Origin of the sequence: Janibacter massiliensis (assembly GCF_900289115.1) — a bacterium.
GTDB classification, from domain to species: domain Bacteria; phylum Actinomycetota; class Actinomycetes; order Actinomycetales; family Dermatophilaceae; genus Janibacter_A; species Janibacter_A massiliensis.
In genome coordinates, this window is the sequence record NZ_LT985196.1 from 459,812 (window position 1) to 480,789 (window position 20,978).

Below are 20,978 nucleotides of genomic sequence, written 5' to 3' on the forward strand. Positions count from 1 at the left end.
CCGGGACGGACGTCGGGACGGTCAGCCGGCGGCGGGCGTCGTGCTGCCGTCTGTGCCGGTGACGGCCGTGTCGTTCTCGAAGTCGAAGTTCACCGTCGTCCCGGTGATGGACTTCACCGTCGCGGTCATCCCGAGCGTGGTGCCGTCCGACAGCGTCCACGTACAGGTCGTCGTCGCGCCGACCTTCGCCTCGATGTCGTCCGGGCAGTCGAGCGTGGCGCCGTCGGGCTTGTTCGTGAACGCCTCGGTCGCCTCCGTCTCGATCTCGGAGGCGGACACGGTCGCCCCGGCGGTGTCGGTCGTCGTCGACGTGACGGGCGACGTCGGCCCGTCGGGCGAGGTGCTGCTCGAGCTCGAGGACGACGAGGAGTCGCCGACCGAGAACGAGCAGGCACCGAGGGTGATCGCGCTGGTCGCGAAGATCGAGCTCGCGATGACGGGTGCGGTGCGGATGGAACGCATGCTGTGGATCCCCCTGCGTCGAGATGGCGAGAGCTCGCCCGTACGCGGCGAGTCTAGGTGGACCGCCCCGGGCGCACGTCCTCGGAGGCTGGACGGTGCAGGAGCAGCGGGACGAGGGAGGGGGCCACGAGGACGGCCGGCACCGCCGTGAAGCCGACGAGCGCGGCAGTCACCGCTGAGGGTGGCTGCGTCACGGCACCGTCCCTCGAGGCGACGTACCCGCCCGTGGCGAGCACGAGCGCGTACAGCCCGGTGCCGAGCGCGAGCCCGAGGGTCTCCCCCGCGGTCCACACCCCCGTGAACACCCCGGTCCGGTTGGCCCCGGAGCTTCTTGCCCGCCCGGACACCGACCCGTTCCCACAGGGGGGTCTCGACGATCGCCGGCCCGACGAACGCGACGAGGATCAGCGTCGAGGCGCCCGCGTCGCGCAGCACCCAGCGGGCGACGTAGTCCGCGCCGGCGAGCATCGTTCCCGTCGCGAGCGCCTGGAGCACCCACGCGAGCAGGAGCGTGCGGAACGGACCCGAGGAAGCGACGACCGCGAGCTGCTCGCGCAGGCCGCCGACCGACGGGGCCACCCCGCCGGCGTCGACGGGCGCCCGACGGGTCGTCCACCACGCGCGGAGCCGTCCGGGTCGGCGGTCATCTCCGCCGGCATCGCCATGCACGGCACCTGGAAGAAGGCGTACGCGCTGGCGCACACGAGGTAGAGCACGGCGACCCACGCCGCACCGAGCCAGGCCGGACCCGTCGGACCGAGGAAGAGCAGCGCGAAGCACACGGCGAGCGCGAGGCCGGCGCGGAGGATGAACGGCCGCCGCCGACCCGCCGGATGCTCCGACCGGTCGGTGAGGAACGGCAGCAGGAGCAGACCCGGCACCGCCCCGAAGGACCCGGTGACCACCGACCCCAGCCCGTACCCCCGGCGGGCCTGCGACGGGAGGGCCTCCGCGGTGGTCCCGGCGGCCTCGTCGGCGCCCGTCGTCGTCGGCATGGACGGAGCGCAGTCAGCGTCGGGCGGGGACGTCGGCCTGAGAGACTGACCGCCATGCGACGGATCAGGCAGGCCGACAAGCTGAAGAACGTCCGGTACGACGTGCGGGGCCCGATCCTCCAGGAGGCCCAGCGCCTCGAGGCCCTGGGCGAGAAGATCCTCAAGCTGAACATCGGCAACACCGCACCGTTCGGCTTCGAGGCACCGCAGCCGGTGCTCGCCGCGATGATCCAGCACCTGCCCGACTCCCAGGGCTACTCCGACAGCAAGGGCATCTACCCCGCCCGCACCGCCGTCGCGCAGTACTACCAGTCGGTCGGCATCACCGAGGTCGGCGTCGAGGACGTCTACATCGGCAACGGCGTCTCCGAGCTCATCACGATGGTCCTCCAGGCCTTCGTCGACGACGGCAACGAGATCCTCGTCCCGGCGCCCGACTACCCCCTGTGGACCGGGGCCGTCGCCCTCTCCGGCGGCACGCCCGTGCACTACCGGTGCGACGAGAGAAACGAGTGGAACCCCGACCTGGCCGACATCGAGTCGAAGATCACCGAGAACACCCACGCCCTCGTCGTCATCAACCCGAACAACCCCACGGGGGCGGTGTACTCGGAGGAGACCGTCCGCGGCCTCGTCGACATCGCCCGGCGCCACGACCTCGTCCTCATGGCCGACGAGATCTACGAGAAGATCGTCTTCGACGACGCCGTCCACCACCACACCGCCAAGGCCGCCGGCGACGACGTCCTCTGCCTCACGTTCTCGGGCCTGTCGAAGGCGTACCGCGTGTGCGGCTACCGCGCCGGGTGGGTCGTCGTCACCGGGCCGAAGGAGCGCGCGAGCGACTTCCTCGAGGGCCTGACCCTGCTGGCGAACATGCGGATGTGCGCGAACGTCCCCGGGCAGCACGCGATCCAGACCGCCCTCGGGGGCTACCAGTCCATCGACGAGCTCATCGTCCCCGGCGGGCGGTTCCACGACCAGATCCAGCTGGCGTCGCGCTTGCTCAACGAGATCCCCGGCGTCAGCTGCGTGCCGCCGCGCGGGGCGCTCTACTGCTTCCCCCGGCTCGACCCGGAGGTCTACCCCATCGAGGACGACGAGGCGTTCGTCATCGAGCTGCTGCGGGAGAAGAAGATCCTCGTCACCCACGGGCGAGGTTTCAACTGGTTCGAACCCGACCACTTCCGGCTCGTCACGCTGCCCGACGCCGACGTCCTCACCGAGGCGATCGGGCGGATCGCCGACTTCCTCCAGGTCCGTCGAGGCTCGTGACGGCGCGGCCCACGCACGGGCCCGCGGTCCCGCTCCTCGTCGGGCTCGGCGGAGCGCTCGGCTCGCTCGGCCGGTGGGGCGTCTCGCGGGCGCTCCCGCCGCGAGACGGCGGCCCTCTCGGTGGCCTGCCGTGGGGGACGCTGCTCGTCAACGTCTCGGGGGCGGTGCTCATCGGGCTCGTCGTCGCCGGTCTCGCCGCGCTCGCCGCACGCCGGGATGCCGAGCCCGTGTGGGTGCGGCCCTTCCTCGTCGTCGGGGTCCTCGGCGGATGGACGACGATGTCCACCCTCGTCGTCGAGCTCGGGCGCCTCGCGGGACACCGGCCCGCCGTCGCGCTGGTGTACCTGCTCGCGTCGGTCGCGCTCGGGGTCGGTGGGTGCGTGGCCGGGCTCGTGGTCGGCGAGCGGGTGCTCGGCGGCTCCCCCGGTCAGGCGGAGGTCGCACGCACGATCGAGGAGGGCGGCGCATGAGCGCACTCGCCCTCGCTGCGGGCGTCGGGCTGGCCGGGGCGGCCGGGACGATCACCCGGTGGCGGGTCACGACGAGCCTGACCACCCGGGGCTGGGCCGCAGCCCGTGCCACGCTGGCCGTCAACGTGGCCGGGACGGTGCTGCTCGGCGCGCTCCTCATTCTCGCCGGGGGACGGACCCCGGCCTGGCTCCTCGTGCTCGGGACGGGCTACTGCGGCGCCCTGACGACGTTCAGCAGCTGGGCGCTGCACACCGCCGAGCGCCTGCGCGCCCGCCGCGGCTGAGCACTCAGGGGGTCAGCGACTCCCGGCCCGTGTCGACGTGGCCGGTGACCCGTCGGCGGAAGGCCGCGTCCTGGGCGCACGTCACCTCGACGTCGAACCACCCGTGGTCGGTCGGCCACGTCAGCTCCGTCGAGCCGTGGGCGGGCAGGTCGACCGTCCGGCTGGTGCCGGCGTGCGCGAGCGGGCGGAGGACGAGACGGACCGCCTTCGCGCCCGACCGGAGCGTGAGCCGCGCGGCTCGGTCGGTCCGCGGCGCGACCTCGACGTCGACCTCGCGCGCGGCTCCCGTGATGCTCCCCTTCACGTCGTACCAGAACCGGTTCGGCCCCTGCACGCTGATGTCCCACCTGCCCAGGAGCGGGACGAGCGTCGTCTCCGTCGACCCTCGGGCCGGGACCGTCACGAACGCCGGCGTGAGGCGCTCGCCCGCGAACGGGAAGACGGTGAAGGGCAGCGCGCGGCCGCCGCCGTTGCCGAGCCGGACGCGCAGCGAGCCACCCTCGTAGCGGGCCGAGGCTGTCGGTCGGTACCCGGTGGGTCGCGTCGGCGGGCCCGGGCTCGGTCATGCCCCGCAGTGCACCGCTCCGAGATGACGCGATCGCCACGACGAGGTGAACGCGCGCGGATAGGTCAGCGACCGTGCGGCGCTCGTAGGGCGCGGTCGAGGATCGCGTCGAACGCCCGCGCCAGGTCACGCCCGCCGGGGTACTCGTGGATCGGGACCGTCGCACCCTGGGCGCGCTGCAGGACGCTGCGCTCGGGCAGGACCGGGGAGAGGACGAGCGGGCCGAACATCGACTGCAGCTCCTCGACCCGGTACCGGTGCTCGGCCAGCGACGAGCGGAACCGGTTGACGACGACCCCCAGCGGCTGCAGGCGCGGGTTGAGGGAGCCGCGGACGTCGTGGACCGCACCGAGCGCGCGGTCGGCGGCGTTGACGGCGAACAGCCCGGGCTCGGCGACGATGAGCGCCCGGTCGCTCGCGGCGAGACCCGACCGGGTGAGGGCACCCAGGTGCGGCGGGCAGTCGAGCAGGACGAGCTCGTACCCCTCGGCCTTCGCCAGCGCACGGGACAGGGCCAGCAGCGCCTTCTCGCTCGCGTCGGGCCGCTCGCGGGCGGCGAGCGCCGGCCCGCCGGTGAGGACGTCGAGCGGCACCTGCGCTCCGTCCGCCCCGCGCCACGACCACCCGCTGGGGACGACCGCCGACCGGACCACCTTCGCGCGGGGGTCCTCGAGGGCGTCGGCGAGCGTCGTCGACGGCTCCTCGGCGACGGCCAGGCCTGTCGTCACGTCGCCCTGCGGATCGAGGTCGACGACGAGCGTGCGCAACCCGCGGGCGTGCGCGCCGGAGGCGAGGCCGAGGGTGACCGACGTCTTCCCGACCCCGCCCTTGAGGCTGCACACGGCGAGGACGAGCATGCGCGACAGGGTAGCCGCGCCCGAGCGGCGACCCGGCCGAGCGGGCGACCCGCCGCTGCCGCGGGCCCGCCCCCGTGACATCCTCCGTAGAGGAGAAGTTCCCGTACCGAGAGACCCGGGAACGGGTGGTCCCACCCCGGGGGAAGGTTGGTCATGACCCAGTCGATCGCCGACGGCGGCACCCTCGAGCTCGTGGCGGAGGACCTCCTCGCCACCCATCCGTGGCGCGCCGCGGCGCAGGACCCGCAGCGGGTCGTCTTCTCGCGGTTCGCGCAGGAGCGCTGGCTGCCGATCACCGCGGCCGACCACCTCACCGCGGTGACCGACGTCGCGCGGGGCCTCATCGCCCTCGGGGTCGAGCCCGGGGACCGCGTCGCGCTCATGGCGAACACCCGCTACGAGTGGCTGCTCATCGACCAGGCGTCGTGGGCGGCCGGCGCCGCCGCCGTGCCGATCTACCCCTCGTCCGCTCCCCCGCAGGTCGAGTGGATCGTCTCCGACTCCGGCGCCCGGGTCGTCGTCGTCGAGACGACGGCGCAGGCCCAGGCCGTCGCCGAGCTCGGCCTCGGTGTCCGCGTCCTGGTCCTCGACCCCGAGGACGACTCGACCGACGCCGTCGCCGAGCTGCGGGCGCTCGGGGCCGACCGCACCGTCGCGGAGGTCGAGGCCCGACGCGACGCCGTCACCTTCGACTCCCTCGCCTCGATCATCTACACCTCGGGCACGACCGGCCGCCCCAAGGGCGTCGCCGTCACCCACCGGCACCTGGCGGCGGAGGCCAAGGGACTGCTCACCCACCCGATCGGGGGGGTCGTGCAGAACCGCCGGGTCCTCATGTTCCTGCCGATGGCGCACGTCCTCGCCCGCGCCGTCACGTACACGGCCGTCCAGGGCAACTCGACGGTCGGTTTCTGGGGCGACTTCGGGACGATCACCGACAAGCTCGTCTCGTTCCGCCCGCACGTCGTCCTCGGGGTTCCGCGGGTCTTCGAGAAGGTCCACGCGGCCGTCCGCACCCAGGCCACCCACCGCGGCCCTGCGATCGCAGAGATCTTCCGCCGCGGCGAGCAGGTCGCCGTCGCGCGCAGCGAGGCCCGCGGCGGCGACGGCCTGGGCGACTCCCGCCGCCCCACCGCCCGGGAGCGGCTCGAGCGCGCCGTCTTCGAGCGGCTCCTCTTCCGGCGGGTCCGGGGTGCGCTCGGCGGCGAGTGCGAGCTGGCGATCAGCGGCGGCGGCGCGCTCAACACCCGGCTGGCGCACTTCTTCCGGGGCATCGGCGTGCCGGTCTACGAGGGCTACGGGATGACGGAGACGACCGCTGCCATCACGGTCAACGGCCCCGGGTGCACGCGCATCGGCTCGGTCGGCCCGGTCGTGCCCGGCAACCGCGTCCGGATCGGCGAGGGCGGCGAGATCGAGGTCCAGGGGATGGTCGTCATGGACGACTACTGGCAGAACCAGGACGCGACGGCCAAGACCTTCGACGACGGCTGGCTGCGCACCGGTGACCTCGGGACGCTCGACGAGGACGGCTACCTGACGATCAGCGGCCGGGCCAAGGAGATCCTCGTGACGGCCGGCGGGAAGAACGTCGCGCCCGGCCCGCTCGAGGACGTCATCCGGGAGCACCCGCTCGTCGCGAACGCGCTCGTCGTCGGCGAGGGCCGCCCCTTCGTCGGCGCGCTCATCACGCTCGAGCGCCCGGCCGTCGAGCGGTGGGCGGAAGAGAACGGCCTCGGCTCCGTCCCGATCGAGGAGCTGCCGAAGCGCAAGGAGCTGCGCGACGAGATCCAGAAGGCCGTCGACGCGGCGAACGCGTCCGTCTCGAAGGCCGAGTCCGTGCGTGCCTTCCGCCTCCTCGCGGACGACTTCACCGAGGAGCGCAGCGAGATGACGGCCGCGATGAAGCTGCGGCGCCACGTCATCACCAAGAGCCGCGCCGACGCGATCGAGGCGCTCTACCACCGCTGACCCGGTCGCACCGAGGACGAGCGACGGCGGGCGGTTCCCCGGGCCGGGGAGCCGCCCGCCGTCTCGTGCGGGACCGCTCAGCGGGTCATTTCAGCTGCGCGCTGCTGTAGCCGAGCAGGCGCCGGGCGACGACGAGCAGCTGGATCTGCTGGGTGCCCTCGAAGATGTCGAGGATCTTGCTGTCCCGAGCCCACTTCTCGAGCAGCTCGGTCTCGGCGTAGCCGGTCGCGCCGCACAGCTCGACGCAGCCGAGGGCGACGTCGACGCACGTGCGACCCGCCTTGGCCTTGGCCATCGAGGCCTCCATCGAGTTCGGCCGGCCGTTGTCGGCCATCCACGCCGCGCGCAGCGTGAGCAGGTACGCCGACTCGTAGTCGGCCTCCATCTGGATCAGCCGGGCGGCCGCGGCCGACTGGGTCGTGGCCGGCGCGTCGTGGTCGACCTCGACGCCCTGCTCGGCGAGGAGCTTCGTCGTCGTGTCGAGGCACGCGCGGGTCAGGCCGAGGGCCATCGACGCCACGAGCGGGCGCGTGTTGTCGAAGGTCTGCATCGCGCCGCCGAAGCCGCCCTCGATCTTGATCTCCGGGTCACCGAGGAGGTCCTGCGCCGGCACCCGGCAGTCCTCGAGGACGAAGGCCGCGGTGTCGGAGGCCCGGATGCCGAGCTTGTGCTCGAGCCGGACGAGCTTCAGGCCGGGGTTCGTCCGCTCGACGACGAACGACTTGATCGCCTGCTTGCCCAGGCTGCGGTCGAGCGTCGCCCACACGACGACGAGCTCGGCCCGCTCGCCAGCCGTGACGTAGATCTTCTCGCCGTTGAGGACGTACTCGTCGCCGTCCCTGACGGCCGTCGTCCGGATGGCCCCCGAGTCGGAGCCGACCTCCGGCTCGGTGATGGCCATCGCGGCCCAGCGGTTGCCGTAGCGCGCCTTCTGCTCGTCGTTGGCGACGGCCGCGATGGCCGCGTTTCCCAGCCCCTGGCGCGGGATCGACAGCGTGAGGCCGACGTCGCCGCGGCAGGTCTCCATGATGGACAGCGCCGAGGAGAGGTTCGCGCCGTTGCGGTTCTCCTTCGAGCCCTTCTTCTTGTTGCGGCCCGAGCCGACGGCCCCGACCTCGGCCTCCTTCTGGCCGGCGTCAGCGCTCGGCTCGTCGGCGCTACGGGTCGAGCCGGAGGCGCCCGCGCCCTGGCCGGCGCCGGAGTCGCTCAGGCCGTCGATGACGGCGCTGACGAGGTCGAGCTCGGCCGGGTACTCGTGCTCGGCGCGGTCGTACTTGCGCGAGATCGGCCAGAACACCTCCTCGGCCATGCCACGGGCCTGCTCGACGAGGGGACGGAACTTCTTCGGGACCTCGAGGTCGATCATCGTGTCTCCTTCGGGAAGGTCTGGGGTGGGTGGGAGCGCCTCAGACGAGGACGACACCCTCGAGGACACCGGCGGCCCGCAGGTCGCGGTACCACCGCTCGTTGTCGTACTCCTTGACGAAGCCGTGGCCGCCGAGCATCTGCACGGCGTTCGACCCGATCTGGGCGCCGTGCGAGGCGGCGAGGGCCCGGGCCGAGGCGATCGCCGCCGCGGCGTCCTCGCCCCGGTCGAGCCGGCTCGCTGCCTTCCACGTCGTCAGGCGGAGGCCGTCGAGCTCGATGCCGATGTTGCTGATCGTGAACGCGACCGCCTGACGCTGGCCGATCGGCTCGCCGAAGGCGGTGCGCTCCTTGACGTACGGGATGAGCTGGTCGAGGACCGCCTGGCCGGTGCCGACCGCGAGCGCGGCCCACGCGAGGCGGGCGCGGCGGACGGCGTCCCGGTGGTCGTCGGCGCTGCCGAGGAGGTTGGTCTTCGGCACGCGGACCCCGTCCAGGTGCAGGCGCTTGGTGTTCGCCGCTCGCAGGCCCATCGCCGGGTCGTCCTCGGTGGTCAGGCCCTCGGCCCCGGGCTCGACGACGACCATCCGGGCGACGCCGTCGACCATCGCGGAGACGACGAACAGCTCGGCGGTGTCGGCGGCCGGGACGAGCGCCTTGACCCCGTGCAGGACGAGGTCGGAGCCCTCGGTGGTGGCGACCGTCCGGAGCTCGGAGGGGTCGAAGAGCGGCTGCGGCTCCTGGAAGGCGAGCGCGGCCGCCGGCGGGTTGTCACCGGTGAACGCGGGCAGGTAGGTCGCCTGCTGGTCGGCGTCGCCGTAGCTCGCGATCGCGGTGGCAACGGCAGCCGGGGCCATGAGGCCGACGGCGATGCCCATGTCGCCGCGCGCGAGCTCCTCGAGGACGAGGGCGGCGGTGACGGCGGATCGCTCCTCGGCGATGCCCTCGAGCGAGGCGGGGACGCCGACGAGGCCCAGGCCCATCTCGGTCGCGGCGGCGCGCACGTCGTCGGGGACGGAGCGGTTCGCGTCGGACTCGGCGGCGATCGGTCGGATCATCTCGTCCGCGAGGTCCTTGGCGACCTGCTTGATCGTCGCCTGGTCCTCGTCGGGGGTGAGGTCGAACATCTGCTTCGGCGGGCGGGCGGCGGCGCGCTCCGGGTCGCCCGAGCCCTTCTTCTTCGCGAAGGCCCGACCGGCGGCGGTCTGGGCCTTGAAGCCGCTGACGGCACCGCGATACAGCAGACGCTCGACCTTCTTGCGCCGTTCGGGGTCCTGCAGGGCCGGCAGGCCACCGGCCTTGGCGATGAGCTTGAGACCGAGACGCTGGCCGCGCTCGGCGAGCGACGACGGGGTGGAGGCCATCGGGTTCCCTTCGTGGTCCGGATGCCCCGGGTCGACCGGGGAAGAATGTGCGGTACGCACGGTATCCGTTACACCGAGTATCGGTAACCCCCACGGGAGTGACCCGCGTCACGTCCACCGGACCGAGGACTCCGCACCGCGGCTCCGCGCGCTACTCTTCGGCAACCATCCGGCAGCGCAGCCCACGGGCATCGGTCCGGCGCGCCCGTCTGTCGCACCACGAGGTGCATTCCATGACCGACTCCGCCCTCATCACCGTCGGGCTGCCGGTCGCGCTCGCGATCATCATGTTCGGCCGGGGCCTGTCCCTGACGGTCGACGACTTCCGCGGGGTCGCCCGCGCCCTCGCGCGGTCATCGTCGCGCTGGCCCTGCAGATCCTCGTGCTGCCCCTCGCCTTCGGCGCGATCCTGGGCGAGCGGGACGACCTCGGCGAGTACGTCCGCCAGGCCGGCATCGTCACGACGCTGTTCTGCCTCGCGAGCCTGACGATCGGCTACCTCGGCGCGAAGGCGCTCCGCCTGACCGAGCGCCAGGCGATCGCCAGCTCGATGGAGGTCGGCATCCACAACACGACCGTTGCCCTGACGATCGCGCTGAGCGTCCTGGCGAGCACGGAGGTCGCGATCCCCAGCGCGGTGTACTCGATCGTCATGTACATCGTCGCGGCGGCCTTCGGGATGCTCATCACCCGCCGCCGCCCCGATCGTGAGCTCGCCCAGCCCGCCGGCTGACGGCGCCCCCGCCCGCGCACGGCGCGCACCCCGCCGCCGTAGGTTGGGGTCATGGCGAAGACAATCCCCGCGGACACGACCGGCCTGTCGATCGGCTACCGGATCCTGTGGCGGATCCAGTACACACTCCTGTCCTTCATGGGCCCGGCCGACCAGGGCGGGATGAACGACCCCCGCTTCCGCATGCGGGCCGAACGCACCCGGCGGGTCAACGCAGCCCGCGCGGCGAAGGGCCTGGACCCGCTCGACTGAGGCCGAGCGCACAACGACGAACGGCCCCGGTCATCACCGGGGCCGTTCGTCGTCTGTCTCAACTCAGAGCGCGCCCGTAGGGATTCGAACCCCAAACCTTCTGATCCGTAGTCAGATGCTCTATCCGTTGAGCTACGGGCGCATGCCGCTTGCACGGCGACGACCGATGCTACGCGATCGGCGCCGCTGACGCCAACCGGAAGGGCCGCCGGTGCGGCTGGCAGCGTTCACCTCGACTTCATCCGGTCGCCCGATGCCGTTCCTAGGGTGGCCAAGACCGCCCCCGAACCGACGGAGGACCCATGACCCGCTCGACCCTCGCCGCACTCGGCGCCGCCGCGGCCCTCGCGCTGGCCCCGGCCATCGCCCACGCCGGCCCCGCCGAGCACGGCTCGCAGAAGACCCACGGCCACCACAAGACCCACGGCACGCGCGGCCACGGGCACGCGGCCAAGGCGACCGACCTGCGCGTCGCGACGTACAACCTCTCGCTCAACCGCAACGCCCCCGGCCAGCTCGTCGCCGACCTGTCGACGCCCGACAACGCCCAGGCCAAGGCCGTCGCCGAGGTCATCCAGCGCACGAACCCCGACGTCGTCCTCCTCAACGAGTTCGACTTCGAGCAGGGCGGTCGGGCGGTCGACCTGTTCCGGACGAACTACCTCCAGCGGTCGCAGAACGGGGCGGGCCCGGTCCGGTACCCGTACGCGTTCGTCGCTCCGGTGAACACCGGTGTCCCGAGCGGCCACGACCTCAACAACGACGGCCGTGTCGGCGGCGGCGACGACGCCTTCGGCTTCGGGCTCTTCCCGGGCCAGTACGGGATGGTCGTCCTCTCCAAGTACCCGATCCGCACCAAGGACGCCCGCACCTTCCAGCACTTCCGCTGGCAGGACATGCCGGGCGCGCTCCTGCCGGACGACCCGACCACCCCGCAGCCGGCCGACTGGTACTCCCGCGAGGAGCTCGCCGACCTGCCGCTGTCGAGCAAGTCGCACTGGGACGTCCCGGTGGTCGTCGGCCGCACGACGGTCCACGTCCTCGCCGCGCACCCCACGCCGCCCACCTTCGACGGCCCCGAGGACCGCAACGGTCGCCGCAACCACGACGAGATCCGCTTCTGGGCCGACTACGTCACCCCAGGCCAGGGCCGCTACATCTACGACGACGAGGGCGGCCGCGGCGGGCTCAACCCGGCGGAGCACTTCGTCATCGCCGGCGACTACAACGCCGACCCGCTCGACGGCGACAGCTACGACGGCGCGATCCACCAGCTGCTCGACAACCGCCGCATCACCGACCCGCTGGCGGCCTCGGCCGGCGGCGCCGAGGCCGCACGTCTTCAGGGCGGCGCGAACCTCACCCACCGCGGCGACCCGCGGTACGACACCGCCGACTTCGCCGACGGCGCGCCGGGCAACCTGCGCGTCGACTACACCCTCGTCGACCGTCGCACCCGCGTGCGCGACGCCGGCGTCTTCTGGCCTGTCCAGGCCGACCCGCTGTCCCGACTGACCGGGGTCTTCCCCTTCCCGACGAGCGACCACCGCCTCGTCTGGGCGGACGTCACCGTCCGCTGACGCCGTCCGCCGCACGGCACCTGAGCGCTCCACGGAGCGTTCGCCGCTGCCGTGGCCGGACGCCGCGTTCTTGGCCGCGGCGTCCGGCCACCGGCGCAGCGTGCACCCCGTAGAGGTGGGGCGTCGGGCGTCGACGCGCGACGCCGGCTAGGCCCACCCCTGTGCCCCACGTCACCGAACCCGGCCCGACCCCGGTTCGACCCGGGCCGGGGAACGGAATAGGCTCTACCTAGCCCGGTACTGCGGCGTGTCGGGGGGCCTCGCCCCGGGACACACGCAACCGGCCGACCACTGGGTGCAACTCCATGGGGCCCATCACCCGGCCCCGCGAAAGGGATCAAGGGTCATGAGCACGGACACGGCTGGAACGAGCACCGAGCAGGGCGGGACGACGCACGCCGAGCTCGCATCGTGGGTCAAGGAGGTCGCCGAGCTCACGCAGCCCGACAGCATCCACTGGGTCACCGGCAGCGCCGAGGAGATCGAGTCCCTCAACCAGGCGCTCGTCGCCAGCGGCACCTTCGTCAAGCTCGACGAGGAGAAGAAGCCGAACAGCTACTGGGCCGCCTCGCAGCCGAGCGACGTCGCACGCGTCGAGGACAAGACCTTCATCTGCTCCGAGACGGAGGAGGGCGCGGGCTTCACGAACAACTGGAAGGCCCCCGCCGAGATGAAGGGGATCATGACCGACCTCTACCGGGGGTGCATGAAGGGGCGGACGATGTACGTCATCCCCTTCGTCATGGGCCACCTCGAGGCGGACGAGCCGATGTTCGGCGTCGAGATCACCGACTCCGCCTACGTCGTCGTCTCCATGAACATCATGGCCCGCATCGGCACCACGGTCCTCGACAAGATGGAGGAGACGAACGCCCGCTTCGTCAAGGGCCTGCACTCCGTCGGCGCCCCCCTCGCCGAGGGCGAGCAGGACGTCCCGTGGCCGTGCAACGACACGAAGTACATCGCCCACTTCCCCGAGACGCTCGAGATCTGGAGCTACGGCTCCGGCTACGGCGGCAACGCCCTGCTGGGCAAGAAGTGCTACGCGCTGCGCATCGCCTCGGCCATGGCCCAGAAGGAGGGCTGGATGGCCGAGCACATGCTCATCCTCAAGCTCACCTCGCCGGCGGGGAAGGACCACTACATCGCCGGCGCCTTCCCGAGCGCCTGCGGCAAGACCAACCTCGCGATGATCGAGCCGAGCCTGGAGGGCTGGAAGGCCGAGATGGTCGGCGACGACATCGCGTGGATGCGCTTCGGGAAGGACGGCCGCCTCTACGCCGTCAACCCCGAGTTCGGCCTCTTCGGCGTCGCCCCGGGCACGGGTGAGACGACGAACCCGAACGCCATGCGGACCGTCGAGAAGGGCAACTCGATCTTCACCAACGTCGCCCGCACCGACGACGGCGACGTGTGGTGGGAGGGCATGACGCCCGAGAAGCCCGAGCACCTCACCGACTGGAAGGGCAACGACTGGACGCCCGAGAGCGACCAGCTCTCGAGCCACCCCAACAGCCGCTTCTGCACGCCGGCCAAGCAGTGCCCGATGATGGCCGCCGAGTACGACGAGCCCAACGGCGTCCCGATCGACGCGATCCTCTTCGGCGGCCGCCGCAAGACGACCGTCCCGCTCGTCTACGAGTCGCGCGACTGGAACCACGGCGTCTTCATCGGTGCGACCCTCTCCTCGGAGACGACCGCCGCGGCCACCGGCGCGGTCGGTGTCGTCCGCCGCGACCCGATGGCGATGCTGCCGTTCATCGGCTACAACGCCGGTGACTACGTCAGCCACTGGGTGGAGCTCGGCAAGACCCACGACGAGTCGAAGCTGCCGAAGATCTACCAGGTCAACTGGTTCCGCAAGGACGAGGAGGACGGCTCGTTCCTGTGGCCGGGCTTCGGCGACAACGCCCGCGTCCTCAAGTGGGTCGTCGACCGCCTCGAGGGCACGGTCGAGGCGCAGGAGACCCCGGTCGGTCTCGTCCCGAACCCGGCCGACATCGACACCACGGGCCTGGACATGACGCAGGAGCAGGTCGCCAAGGCGCTCGCGGTCAAGGTCGAGGACTGGGAGAAGGAGCTGCCGCTCATCGAGGAGTGGTTCGCCAAGTTCGGCGACAAGCTGCCCGAGGAGCTCAAGGCCCAGCTCGAGACGCTGCAGAAGAACATCGAATCCGTGAAGGCCACCGTCTGACCGGACGACGTCGGGCCCCGTGCCCGTGACGAGCGGCCCGCCGCCCCCGACCGGGGGTGGCGGGCCGCTCGTCGTTCGCGGCGCCGGTTGCGGAGGACGGGGGCGTCCCTGAGAGGGTGGTCGAACCACCCCCGACGAAGGAGAACGCCGTGAGCATGCCGTTCGACGCCAACGAGGCCATCGACTCGACCGACGACAACACCGGGGAGCGCGAGCAGCACAACCCGGACACCCAGGCGACGGTCGACGACGCGAACGTGCCCCACCCCGCGGGTGAGGGCGACGCCGACCAGGCCTGACCCAGGGTCCGGGCGCCGGGCCCGGTCTCAGTCCCGCAGCCGCGCCGCGATGGTGAACGTCATCGCGACGCGGCTCGGTCGTTCTGCGAGGCGGTACTCGCCGGGGTGGTCCGGGTGCGGTGCCATGAGCGTGGGGAAGGGCCGCCACGGGGCGCTGTCGTGCTCGGCGAGCGCCGTGAGCTCCATCCCGCGGGAGAGCAGGGCCGTGACGATCTCCCCGAGCCCGTGGTTCCACTCGTGGCTCGTCCGGCGTGGCAGGCGGACGTCGGTGTCGGCGTACGTCGAGTCGTCGTCCCAGACGACCGGCTCGCGCGTCTCGAAGTAGGGCATCTCCGCGGCGAGGTGGCCGTCGACGGTGTCCAGGAGCGCGCCGAGCATCGGGTGGACGTCGCGGATGACCACGCGCCCACCCGGCCGCAGGAGCGGGACGACGGCGTCGGCCCACGCCTCGATGCTCGGCAGCCAGCAGATGGCACCGATTCCCGTGTAGACGAGGTCGAACCGCCGCTCGCCCAGCGCCTGCGGCGCGACGAGGACGTCGGACTCCACGTACTCGACGTCGACGCCTGCGCGGTCGGCGAGGGCGCGCGCCTCCTCGATCGAGCGCCCCGAGAAGTCGAGCCCCGTGACCCGCGCGCCGAGCCGGGCCAGGGAGAGTGTGTCAGTGCCGATGTGGCACTGCAGGTGGACGACGTCGAGACCGGTGAGGTCGCCGAGGAACGGGCGGTCGAACTCGACGACCCGGCTCAGCTGATCGGGGCCGGAGAGGAGCCGCTCGACCTCGTAGTCCGGGGAGCTCGCGTGGGCGTGCGCGCGGGAGTCCCACAACGAGCGGTTGACGTCGAGGAACGCCCCCGTGTCGGCGGAGTCGGGAACCGTCGGCGCGGGCTCCTCGCGGAACCGGGTGGTCGGTGCGCTCCGTTCGCCGAGCTTGGCGAGGACGACGTCGGTGACGTCCTCCGGCGCCCGGCGCACGTCGAGGGTGAAGCCGTCCTCGTCGGCCTCGAGCGGCTCGAGCTGGTCGACCTGGCTGCGCAGGAGGCTCTGCGGCATGAAGTGCCCGACGCGCCCGGCGATCCGCGCCCGCAGGACGGCGAACGGCGCAGTGAGGTGGACGAACTCGACCCCCGGGGCGCCGGACCGGAGGACATCGCGGTAGCGGCGCTTGAGGGCCGAGCACGCCATGACGGTGCTGCGCCCGGCCTCGTCCTGCTCACGGATCCACGCGGCGAGCGCCTCGAGCCAGGGCTGGCGGTCGGCGTCGGTGAGGGACTCGCCGGAGTTCATCTTCGCGATGTTCTCGGGGCCGTGGAAGTCGTCGGCGTCGGCGTAGACCCATCCCGTCCGCTCCGCGATCAGCTCGGCGACGGTGCTCTTGCCGCTCGCCGAGACCCCCATGACGACGATGTGGTGCGGGCGGTCGTGCAGCGGGGTGGTGGAGCTGGGCGTGGTCACCGACCAAGGATGCCGGACGGCGGCGGTCAGCGCGGCGGCGCCCAGCCCGGATCGCGGCCGAGCAGCCCGACGAGGACGTCGATCCGCGGCGCGTCGTCGGGGACGGGCACCGGCGCGGCGAAGATCCCCGCGACGCCCCCGCCGGTGACCCGGGGCCGTTCGTAGGCGATGCAGTGCTCGACGGCGTCCGGGACCGGCTGCAGCGGCACCCCCGCCCCGCGGGCGAGGTCCCACGCGTGCACGGTGAGGTCGACGAGCATCTGCTGCGCGTACTCCTCGGCGGGCGTGGGCCCGGCGCTCGTGGCGACGGTCGCGTCCGGGTCGGGCGAGGCCCACGCGGTGAGCGAGCCGGCGATCGCGCGTCGCCACGCGGTTCGCGGGGAGGTGCCGAGGACGTCACCGGCATACCGGTCGCCGACGTCCTCGAGGGACTCGCCGCGCAGGAGGTGCGGGGCCCACAGGTGCTCGGCGACGAGGTGGTTGAGGACGTCGCCGACGCGCCATCCCGCACAGGGGCTGGGGCGGTGCAGGGGCGGTCCGTCGATGCGGTCGACGAGATCGGTGACCACGCGGGCGGCGTCGGGCAGGAGGTCTCGGGCGCTCACGGGCGGTTCCGGGGTTGCCAGATGACGAGCGCCTGCCCCGCGCTCCGCCGCTGGGGGCGCTGGCCGTGGCGGAGCGGGACGACGTCGCCGGACGGGCCGACGGCGAAGAACCGGTTGCCGGAGGCCTCGCGGTGGGCCTCGAGCTCCTCCGTCAGCTCCTCGATCCGGGAGCGCAGGGCCGCGACGTGGTTCTCCAGCTCCATGATTCGCTGGATCCCGGCGAGGCTGATGCCCTCCTGCGCCAGCCGCTGGACCTGTCGGAGGCGGGCGACGTCGCTCGCGGAGTAGCGCCGCCCCCCGCCCCGTGTGCGGGACGGGGTGACGAGGCCGATGCGGTCGTACTGCCGGAGGGTCTGCGCGTGCATCCCGGCGAGCTCGGCGGCGACCGAGATGACGAAGACGGGGGCGTCGTCGTCCGGGGTGATCCGGTCCGTGCCGGCCATGACCTCGCTCAGGCCCCGGCGTCGGCGCGCAGGCTCGCGCGCGGGTCACCGTCGGCCGCAGCGAGGCTCTCGACCGCGGCCCGCTGCTCGTCGGTGAGGTCCGTCGGCACGACGACCTGGACGGTGGCGAGGAGGTCGCCCGTCGCCTTCTTCGACGCGACGCCGCGGCCCTTGATGCGCAGGACGCGGCCGCTGGGCGTGCCCGGGGCGATCCGCACCTTGACGGTCGAGCCGTCGAGGGTGGGGACCTCCACCGTCGCGCCGAGGGTCGCCTCGGCGAAGGTCACGGGGAGGTCGAGGGTCAGGTGATCGCCGTCGCGCGCGAAGACGGGGTGCCGCTCGACCTCGACCGTGAGGATGAGGTCGCCACGCTCGGCCCCGGCGTCACCGCGCCCGCCCTTGCCGCGAAGGCGGATCCGCTGACCGTCCTTGACGCCCGCGGGGATGCGGGTCGTCACGGTCTCGCCGTCGACCGAGAGGGTGACGGTGGTGCCGGTGACGGCGTCCCGGAACGGCAGGCGCGTGCGGGCCGTGAGGTCGGCGCCCCGGCGAGGGCCGCGCGGGGCTCCGTACGCCTGACCGGGGAAGCCGCCGGGGAACCCACCGGCGCGCCCGCCGGTGCCGCCCTGGCCGAACATCGCGAGGATGTCCTCGAGGTCGGGCTCGGCGCCGCCACCGCCGGTGGAGTAGCGCACGCGGGTGCCACCGCCGCCCGGACCGGCCGCGCCGCCGAACATCGAGAAGATGTCCTCGAAGCCACCGGCCTGGCCGTGGCTGCCGGCGGTGAAGCGGGCGCCGCCGCGGGCCATCGCGCGGATCTGGTCGTACTCGGCGCGCTGCTCGGGGTCCGAGAGGACCGAGTGGGCCTCGCCGATGTCCTTGAACCGCTGCTCGGCCGCGGCGTCACCGGCGTTGGTGTCGGGGTGGTACTTCCGGGCGAGCTTGCGGTACGCCTTCTTGATCTCGGCGTCGTCCGCATCCGTCGCGACGCCGAGGATGTCGTAGAAGTCCTTCTCCAACCAGTCCTGACTGGCCATGACGTCCTCCCTTCAGAGGAAGCTCGAGGTGGTGCTCGGCGCGAGCACCGAGGTTGCGTGGCGGCGGGGCGGGGTCGTCGGCGAGATCTGCGCGCCGAATGGTGCATCCGCGCGCGATGTGTGGCGCGCAGATGTCATTTGCGCGCGCAATTGCGGGAGAGGGGGCTGGGTCAGGTGGGGTCGGCGACCGCGACGCGGGCGGCTCGCAGGACCCGGTCGCCGGCCTTGAAGCCCGGCTGGAGGACCGTGACGACCGTCGTCGTGGTGGCGTCGCTCGGCAGGTTCTCGTCGTCGGGGTTCCACTCGGCGTGCATGAGCGCCTCGTGCTGCGTGGGGTCGAACGGCTCGCCCACCGCACCGAACGGCACGAGCCCGTACTTGCCCAGGGCGGCCTCGAGCTTGTCCGTGATCGCCTTGAACGGGCCGTCGACGACGTCGCCGTGCTCCCGCGCGAGGTGGATCTCGTCGAGCACCGGCAGCAGGCCCGTGAGGACCTCGACGACCGCCGACTGCTTGACCTCGACCCGGTCGCGGTCGACCCGGCGCTTGTAGTTGACGTACTCGGCCTGCAGCCGCTGGAGGTCTGCCAGGCGCTCGGCGGCCAGATCGGTCTCCGGCGCGGCCTGCCCGACGCCGGCGTCGGCCACCTCGTCGGCCGCCGTGCCCTCGGTCGGCGTCTCCTGCTCGTCCGCGGCGGCGCCCGGCTGGGCGGCCTGCGGGTCGTCGTTCACGGCCTCGGTCGTCACGTCCGGGGCCGTCGGGTCGGTGGGCTGCTCGGTCATCGGGCTCCTCCTGCGCTGCGTCGTCAGGGGGCGGCGATCCCCGCCGCCCCGGGGGCGGGCCCCCGCGCGAGGTTGCGCGGGGGCCCGACCGGTCACTTCTGCTCGTCGTCCTCGACGACCTCGGCGTCGACGATGTCGTCGTCACCGGCGGGGCTGCCCTGCGAGGAGTCCCCCGCCTCGGTGCCGCCGACGTTCGGCGACTCGCCCTCCTCGGCGGCCTTGGCGTAGAGGGCCGCACCCATCTTCTGCGACTCCTCGTTGAGGGTGTCGACCTTGGCCGAGATCTCCTCGGCGCTGGCGCCCGACTCCGGCTCGAGGGCCTTCTTGAGGTCCGCGAGCGCGTCGTCGACGGGCTTGCGGTCGCTCTCCTCGAGCTTCTCGCCGTTCTCCGAGAGGAACTTCTCCGTCGAGTAGACGAGGTTCTCCGCGGTGTTGCGGGCCTCGGTCTCCTCGCGCCGCTTCCTGTCCTCGTCGGCGTGCGCCTCGGCCTCCTTGACCATGCGCTCGATCTCCTCCTTCGACAGGGCGGACCCGCCGGAGATGGTGATCTTCTGCTCCTTGCCGGTGCCCCGGTCCTTCGCGGAGACGTTGACGATGCCGTTGGCGTCGATGTCGAAAGTCACCTCGATCTGCGGGACCCCGCGCGGCGCCGGCGCGATGCCGGACAGCTCGAACGTGCCGAGGTTCTTGTTCTGCTGGGCGATCTCGCGCTCACCCTGGAAGACCTGGATGAGGACCGAGGGCTGGTTGTCCTCGGCGGTGGAGAAGACCTCCGAGCGCTTCGTCGGGATGGCGGTGTTGCGCTCGATCAGCTTGGTGAACAGGCCACCCTTGGTCTCGATGCCGAGCGAGAGCGGCGTGACGTCGATGAGGAGGACGTCCTTGCGCTCGCCCTTGAGGACACCGGCCTGGAGCGCGGCGCCGAGCGCGACGACCTCGTCCGGGTTGACGCCCTTGTTCGGCTCCTTGCCGCCCGTGAGCTCCTTGACGACGTCCGAGACGGCCGGCATGCGGGTCGAGCCACCGACGAGGACGACGTGGTCGATCTCGGAGACGGAGATCCCGGCGTCCCGGATGACGTTCTGGAACGGCTGCTTCGTCCGCTCGAGGAGGTCCTTCGTCATCTGCTCGAACTGGGCGCGAGTGAGCGTCTCGTCGAGGTGGATCGGGCCGTTCTCGCCCATCGACAGGTACTGGAGGTTGATCGACGTGCTCGAGGAGGAGGACAGCTCCTTCTTCGCCTGCTCGGCGGCGTCCTTGAGCCGCTGCATCGCGATCTTGTCCTTCGACAGGTCGACGCCGGTGGAGCTCTTCACCGCGGTGAGCAGGTGCTGGACGATCCGGTCGTCCCAGTCGTCACCGCCGAGCTCGTTGTCACCGGAGGTCGCCCGGACCTGGATCGTGCTGAAGCCGTCCTCCGGGTCCTTGCCGACCTCGAGGAGCGAGACGTCGAACGTGCCACCGCCGAGGTCGAAGACGAGGATGAGCTCGTCCTCCTTGCCCTTGTCGAGGCCGTAGGCCAGGGCGGCCGCGGTCGGCTCGTTGACGATGCGCAGCACGTTGAGGCCCGCGATCTCGCCGGCCTCCTTCGTGGCCTGGCGCTCGTGGTCGTCGAAGTACGCCGGGACGGTGATGACCGCGTCGGTGACGTCCTCACCCAGGTAGGCCTCGGCGTCGCGCTTGAGCTTCATCAGCGTCCGGGCGCTGATCTCCTGCGGCGTGTACTTCTTGCCGTCGATGTCGCCGGTCGTCCAGTCGCGGCCCATGTGGCGCTTGACCGAGCGGATGGTCCGGTCGGCGTTCGTCACGGCCTGCCGCTTGGCGACCTCGCCGACGAGGACCTCGCCGTTCTTGGAGAACGCGACGACGGACGGGGTGGTGCGACCGCCCTCGGCGTTCGCGATGATCGTGGGCTCGCCACCCTCGAGGACGGCGACGGCGGAGTTGGTGGTACCGAGGTCGATGCCGACGGCACGGGCCATGGTGGTTC

Annotated in this window: 21 protein-coding genes, 1 tRNA gene and 3 pseudogenes; 9 read left to right on the forward strand and 16 right to left on the reverse strand. The window is 72.3% G+C overall.

The features are described 5' to 3' along the window. Nucleotides 1-21: 21 nt before the first annotated feature. The 4 genes and pseudogenes from DAA34_RS02295 to DAA34_RS12385 form a co-directional block, all read right to left on the reverse strand. Complete coding sequence (locus DAA34_RS02295) at nucleotides 22-462, reverse strand: DUF4333 domain-containing protein (RefSeq protein ID WP_106817440.1); 441 nt, start codon at nucleotides 460-462, stop codon at nucleotides 22-24. A gap of 53 nt (nucleotides 463-515) precedes the next feature. Continuing rightward, nucleotides 516-809 carry an MFS transporter gene (locus tag DAA34_RS12375; RefSeq protein ID WP_234354070.1) on the reverse strand — a complete coding sequence of 98 codons (294 nt, stop codon included), beginning with the start codon at nucleotides 807-809 and terminating at the stop codon, nucleotides 516-518. Between the two features lie 40 nt (nucleotides 810-849). Continuing rightward, a pseudogene (locus DAA34_RS12635) lies at nucleotides 850-1,242 on the reverse strand (hypothetical protein); the annotation flags it as partial. Beyond that, a pseudogene (locus DAA34_RS12385) lies at nucleotides 1,152-1,457 on the reverse strand (MFS transporter); the annotation flags it as partial. The pseudogenes DAA34_RS12385 and DAA34_RS12635, both read right to left, overlap by 91 nt. A 54-nt stretch (nucleotides 1,458-1,511) precedes the next feature. On the opposite strand from DAA34_RS12385, the gene DAA34_RS02305 reads away from it, so the two are divergent. From DAA34_RS02305 to DAA34_RS02315, 3 genes are read left to right on the forward strand one after another with little or no spacing between them, the layout of a single operon-like run. Next, nucleotides 1,512-2,732 (forward strand): pyridoxal phosphate-dependent aminotransferase, encoded by a 1,221-nt coding sequence (locus DAA34_RS02305; RefSeq protein ID WP_106817441.1) that lies wholly within the window; start codon nucleotides 1,512-1,514, stop codon nucleotides 2,730-2,732. Continuing rightward, nucleotides 2,729-3,202 (forward strand): fluoride efflux transporter FluC, encoded by a 474-nt coding sequence (locus tag DAA34_RS02310; RefSeq protein WP_106817442.1) that lies wholly within the window; start codon nucleotides 2,729-2,731, stop codon nucleotides 3,200-3,202. The genes DAA34_RS02305 and DAA34_RS02310 overlap by 4 nt, the downstream gene beginning before the upstream one ends. Further along, nucleotides 3,199-3,486 carry a FluC/FEX family fluoride channel gene (locus tag DAA34_RS02315; protein ID WP_106817443.1) on the forward strand — a complete coding sequence of 96 codons (288 nt, stop codon included), beginning with the start codon at nucleotides 3,199-3,201 and terminating at the stop codon, nucleotides 3,484-3,486. The genes DAA34_RS02310 and DAA34_RS02315 overlap by 4 nt, the downstream gene beginning before the upstream one ends. 4 nt (nucleotides 3,487-3,490) lie before the next feature. On the opposite strand, the gene DAA34_RS12590 is transcribed toward DAA34_RS02315, so the two are convergent. The 3 genes and pseudogenes from DAA34_RS12590 to DAA34_RS02325 all read right to left on the reverse strand — a co-directional run bounded on the left by DAA34_RS12590 (nucleotide 3,491) and on the right by DAA34_RS02325 (nucleotide 4,908). Further along, nucleotides 3,491-3,820: a phospholipase domain-containing protein gene (locus DAA34_RS12590; protein WP_325027818.1), complete on the reverse strand. Its 330-nt coding sequence runs from the start codon at nucleotides 3,818-3,820 to the stop codon at nucleotides 3,491-3,493. Continuing rightward, nucleotides 3,794-4,021, reverse strand: a pseudogene (locus DAA34_RS12595) (phospholipase domain-containing protein); the annotation flags it as partial. The gene DAA34_RS12590 and the pseudogene DAA34_RS12595, both read right to left, overlap by 27 nt. Nucleotides 4,022-4,116: 95 nt before the next feature. Next, entirely contained in the window at nucleotides 4,117-4,908 is a 792-nt protein-coding gene (locus DAA34_RS02325; RefSeq protein ID WP_106817445.1) for a ParA family protein, read from the reverse strand. Between the two features lie 153 nt (nucleotides 4,909-5,061). Here DAA34_RS02325 and DAA34_RS02330 point away from each other — a divergent pair, with 153 nt between their 5' ends. Continuing rightward, on the forward strand, nucleotides 5,062-6,879 hold the full coding sequence (locus DAA34_RS02330; RefSeq protein WP_106817446.1) for an AMP-dependent synthetase/ligase: 1,818 nt from the start codon (nucleotides 5,062-5,064) through the stop codon (nucleotides 6,877-6,879). 85 nt (nucleotides 6,880-6,964) lie between these two features. Here DAA34_RS02330 and DAA34_RS02335 read toward each other — a convergent pair whose 3' ends face one another. Beyond that, a complete protein-coding gene (locus DAA34_RS02335; RefSeq protein ID WP_106817447.1) occupies nucleotides 6,965-8,245 on the reverse strand; it encodes an acyl-CoA dehydrogenase family protein in 1,281 nt (426 codons plus the stop codon). A gap of 40 nt (nucleotides 8,246-8,285) precedes the next feature. After that, nucleotides 8,286-9,608, reverse strand: coding sequence for an acyl-CoA dehydrogenase family protein (locus DAA34_RS02340; protein WP_106817448.1), 1,323 nt, complete (start codon nucleotides 9,606-9,608; stop codon nucleotides 8,286-8,288). A 382-nt stretch (nucleotides 9,609-9,990) separates the two neighbouring features. On the opposite strand from DAA34_RS02340, the gene DAA34_RS02345 reads away from it, so the two are divergent. After that, nucleotides 9,991-10,341, forward strand: a complete 351-nt coding sequence (locus DAA34_RS02345; RefSeq protein ID WP_199847402.1) for a hypothetical protein — start codon at nucleotides 9,991-9,993, stop codon at nucleotides 10,339-10,341. A 51-nt stretch (nucleotides 10,342-10,392) separates the two neighbouring features. Beyond that, a complete protein-coding gene (locus DAA34_RS02350) occupies nucleotides 10,393-10,593 on the forward strand; it encodes a hypothetical protein (RefSeq protein WP_106817449.1) in 201 nt (66 codons plus the stop codon). A gap of 69 nt (nucleotides 10,594-10,662) precedes the next feature. Here DAA34_RS02350 and DAA34_RS02355 read toward each other — a convergent pair. Beyond that, nucleotides 10,663-10,735: transfer RNA gene (locus DAA34_RS02355), tRNA-Arg, on the reverse strand. A gap of 160 nt (nucleotides 10,736-10,895) precedes the next feature. On the opposite strand from DAA34_RS02355, the gene DAA34_RS02360 reads away from it, so the two are divergent. The 3 genes from DAA34_RS02360 (at nucleotide 10,896) to DAA34_RS12060 (ending at nucleotide 14,666) form a co-directional block, all read left to right on the forward strand. Next, nucleotides 10,896-12,173 carry an endonuclease/exonuclease/phosphatase family protein gene (locus DAA34_RS02360; RefSeq protein ID WP_106817450.1) on the forward strand — a complete coding sequence of 426 codons (1,278 nt, stop codon included), beginning with the start codon at nucleotides 10,896-10,898 and terminating at the stop codon, nucleotides 12,171-12,173. 346 nt (nucleotides 12,174-12,519) lie between these two features. Then, complete coding sequence (locus DAA34_RS02365) at nucleotides 12,520-14,367, forward strand: phosphoenolpyruvate carboxykinase (GTP) (RefSeq protein WP_106817451.1); 1,848 nt, start codon at nucleotides 12,520-12,522, stop codon at nucleotides 14,365-14,367. A gap of 149 nt (nucleotides 14,368-14,516) precedes the next feature. After that, nucleotides 14,517-14,666, forward strand: coding sequence for a hypothetical protein (locus DAA34_RS12060; RefSeq protein WP_158707561.1), 150 nt, complete (start codon nucleotides 14,517-14,519; stop codon nucleotides 14,664-14,666). Nucleotides 14,667-14,693: 27 nt separating this feature from the next. Here the strand turns inward: DAA34_RS12060 and DAA34_RS12640 are convergent, their stop codons facing one another. The 6 genes from DAA34_RS12640 to dnaK form a co-directional block, all read right to left on the reverse strand. Beyond that, complete coding sequence (locus tag DAA34_RS12640) at nucleotides 14,694-16,121, reverse strand: gluconokinase, GntK/IdnK-type (protein WP_325027413.1); 1,428 nt, start codon at nucleotides 16,119-16,121, stop codon at nucleotides 14,694-14,696. Nucleotides 16,122-16,147: 26 nt separating this feature from the next. Then, the gene (locus DAA34_RS02380) at nucleotides 16,148-16,726 is read right to left on the reverse strand and encodes a TIGR03086 family metal-binding protein (protein ID WP_106817453.1); all 579 of its coding nucleotides are present in this window, start codon (nucleotides 16,724-16,726) and stop codon (nucleotides 16,148-16,150) included. Next, entirely contained in the window at nucleotides 16,723-17,169 is a 447-nt protein-coding gene (locus DAA34_RS02385) for a heat shock protein transcriptional repressor HspR (RefSeq protein WP_106817454.1), read from the reverse strand. The genes DAA34_RS02380 and DAA34_RS02385 overlap by 4 nt, the downstream gene beginning before the upstream one ends. A gap of 8 nt (nucleotides 17,170-17,177) precedes the next feature. Continuing rightward, nucleotides 17,178-18,206, reverse strand: a complete 1,029-nt coding sequence (locus DAA34_RS02390; protein ID WP_106817455.1) for a DnaJ C-terminal domain-containing protein — start codon at nucleotides 18,204-18,206, stop codon at nucleotides 17,178-17,180. A 170-nt stretch (nucleotides 18,207-18,376) separates the two neighbouring features. Continuing rightward, nucleotides 18,377-18,988: a nucleotide exchange factor GrpE gene (gene grpE / locus DAA34_RS02395; protein ID WP_106817456.1), complete on the reverse strand. Its 612-nt coding sequence runs from the start codon at nucleotides 18,986-18,988 to the stop codon at nucleotides 18,377-18,379. 92 nt (nucleotides 18,989-19,080) lie between these two features. Then, nucleotides 19,081-20,970: a molecular chaperone DnaK gene (gene dnaK / locus DAA34_RS02400; RefSeq protein WP_106817457.1), complete on the reverse strand. Its 1,890-nt coding sequence runs from the start codon at nucleotides 20,968-20,970 to the stop codon at nucleotides 19,081-19,083. Nucleotides 20,971-20,978 lie beyond the last annotated feature (8 nt).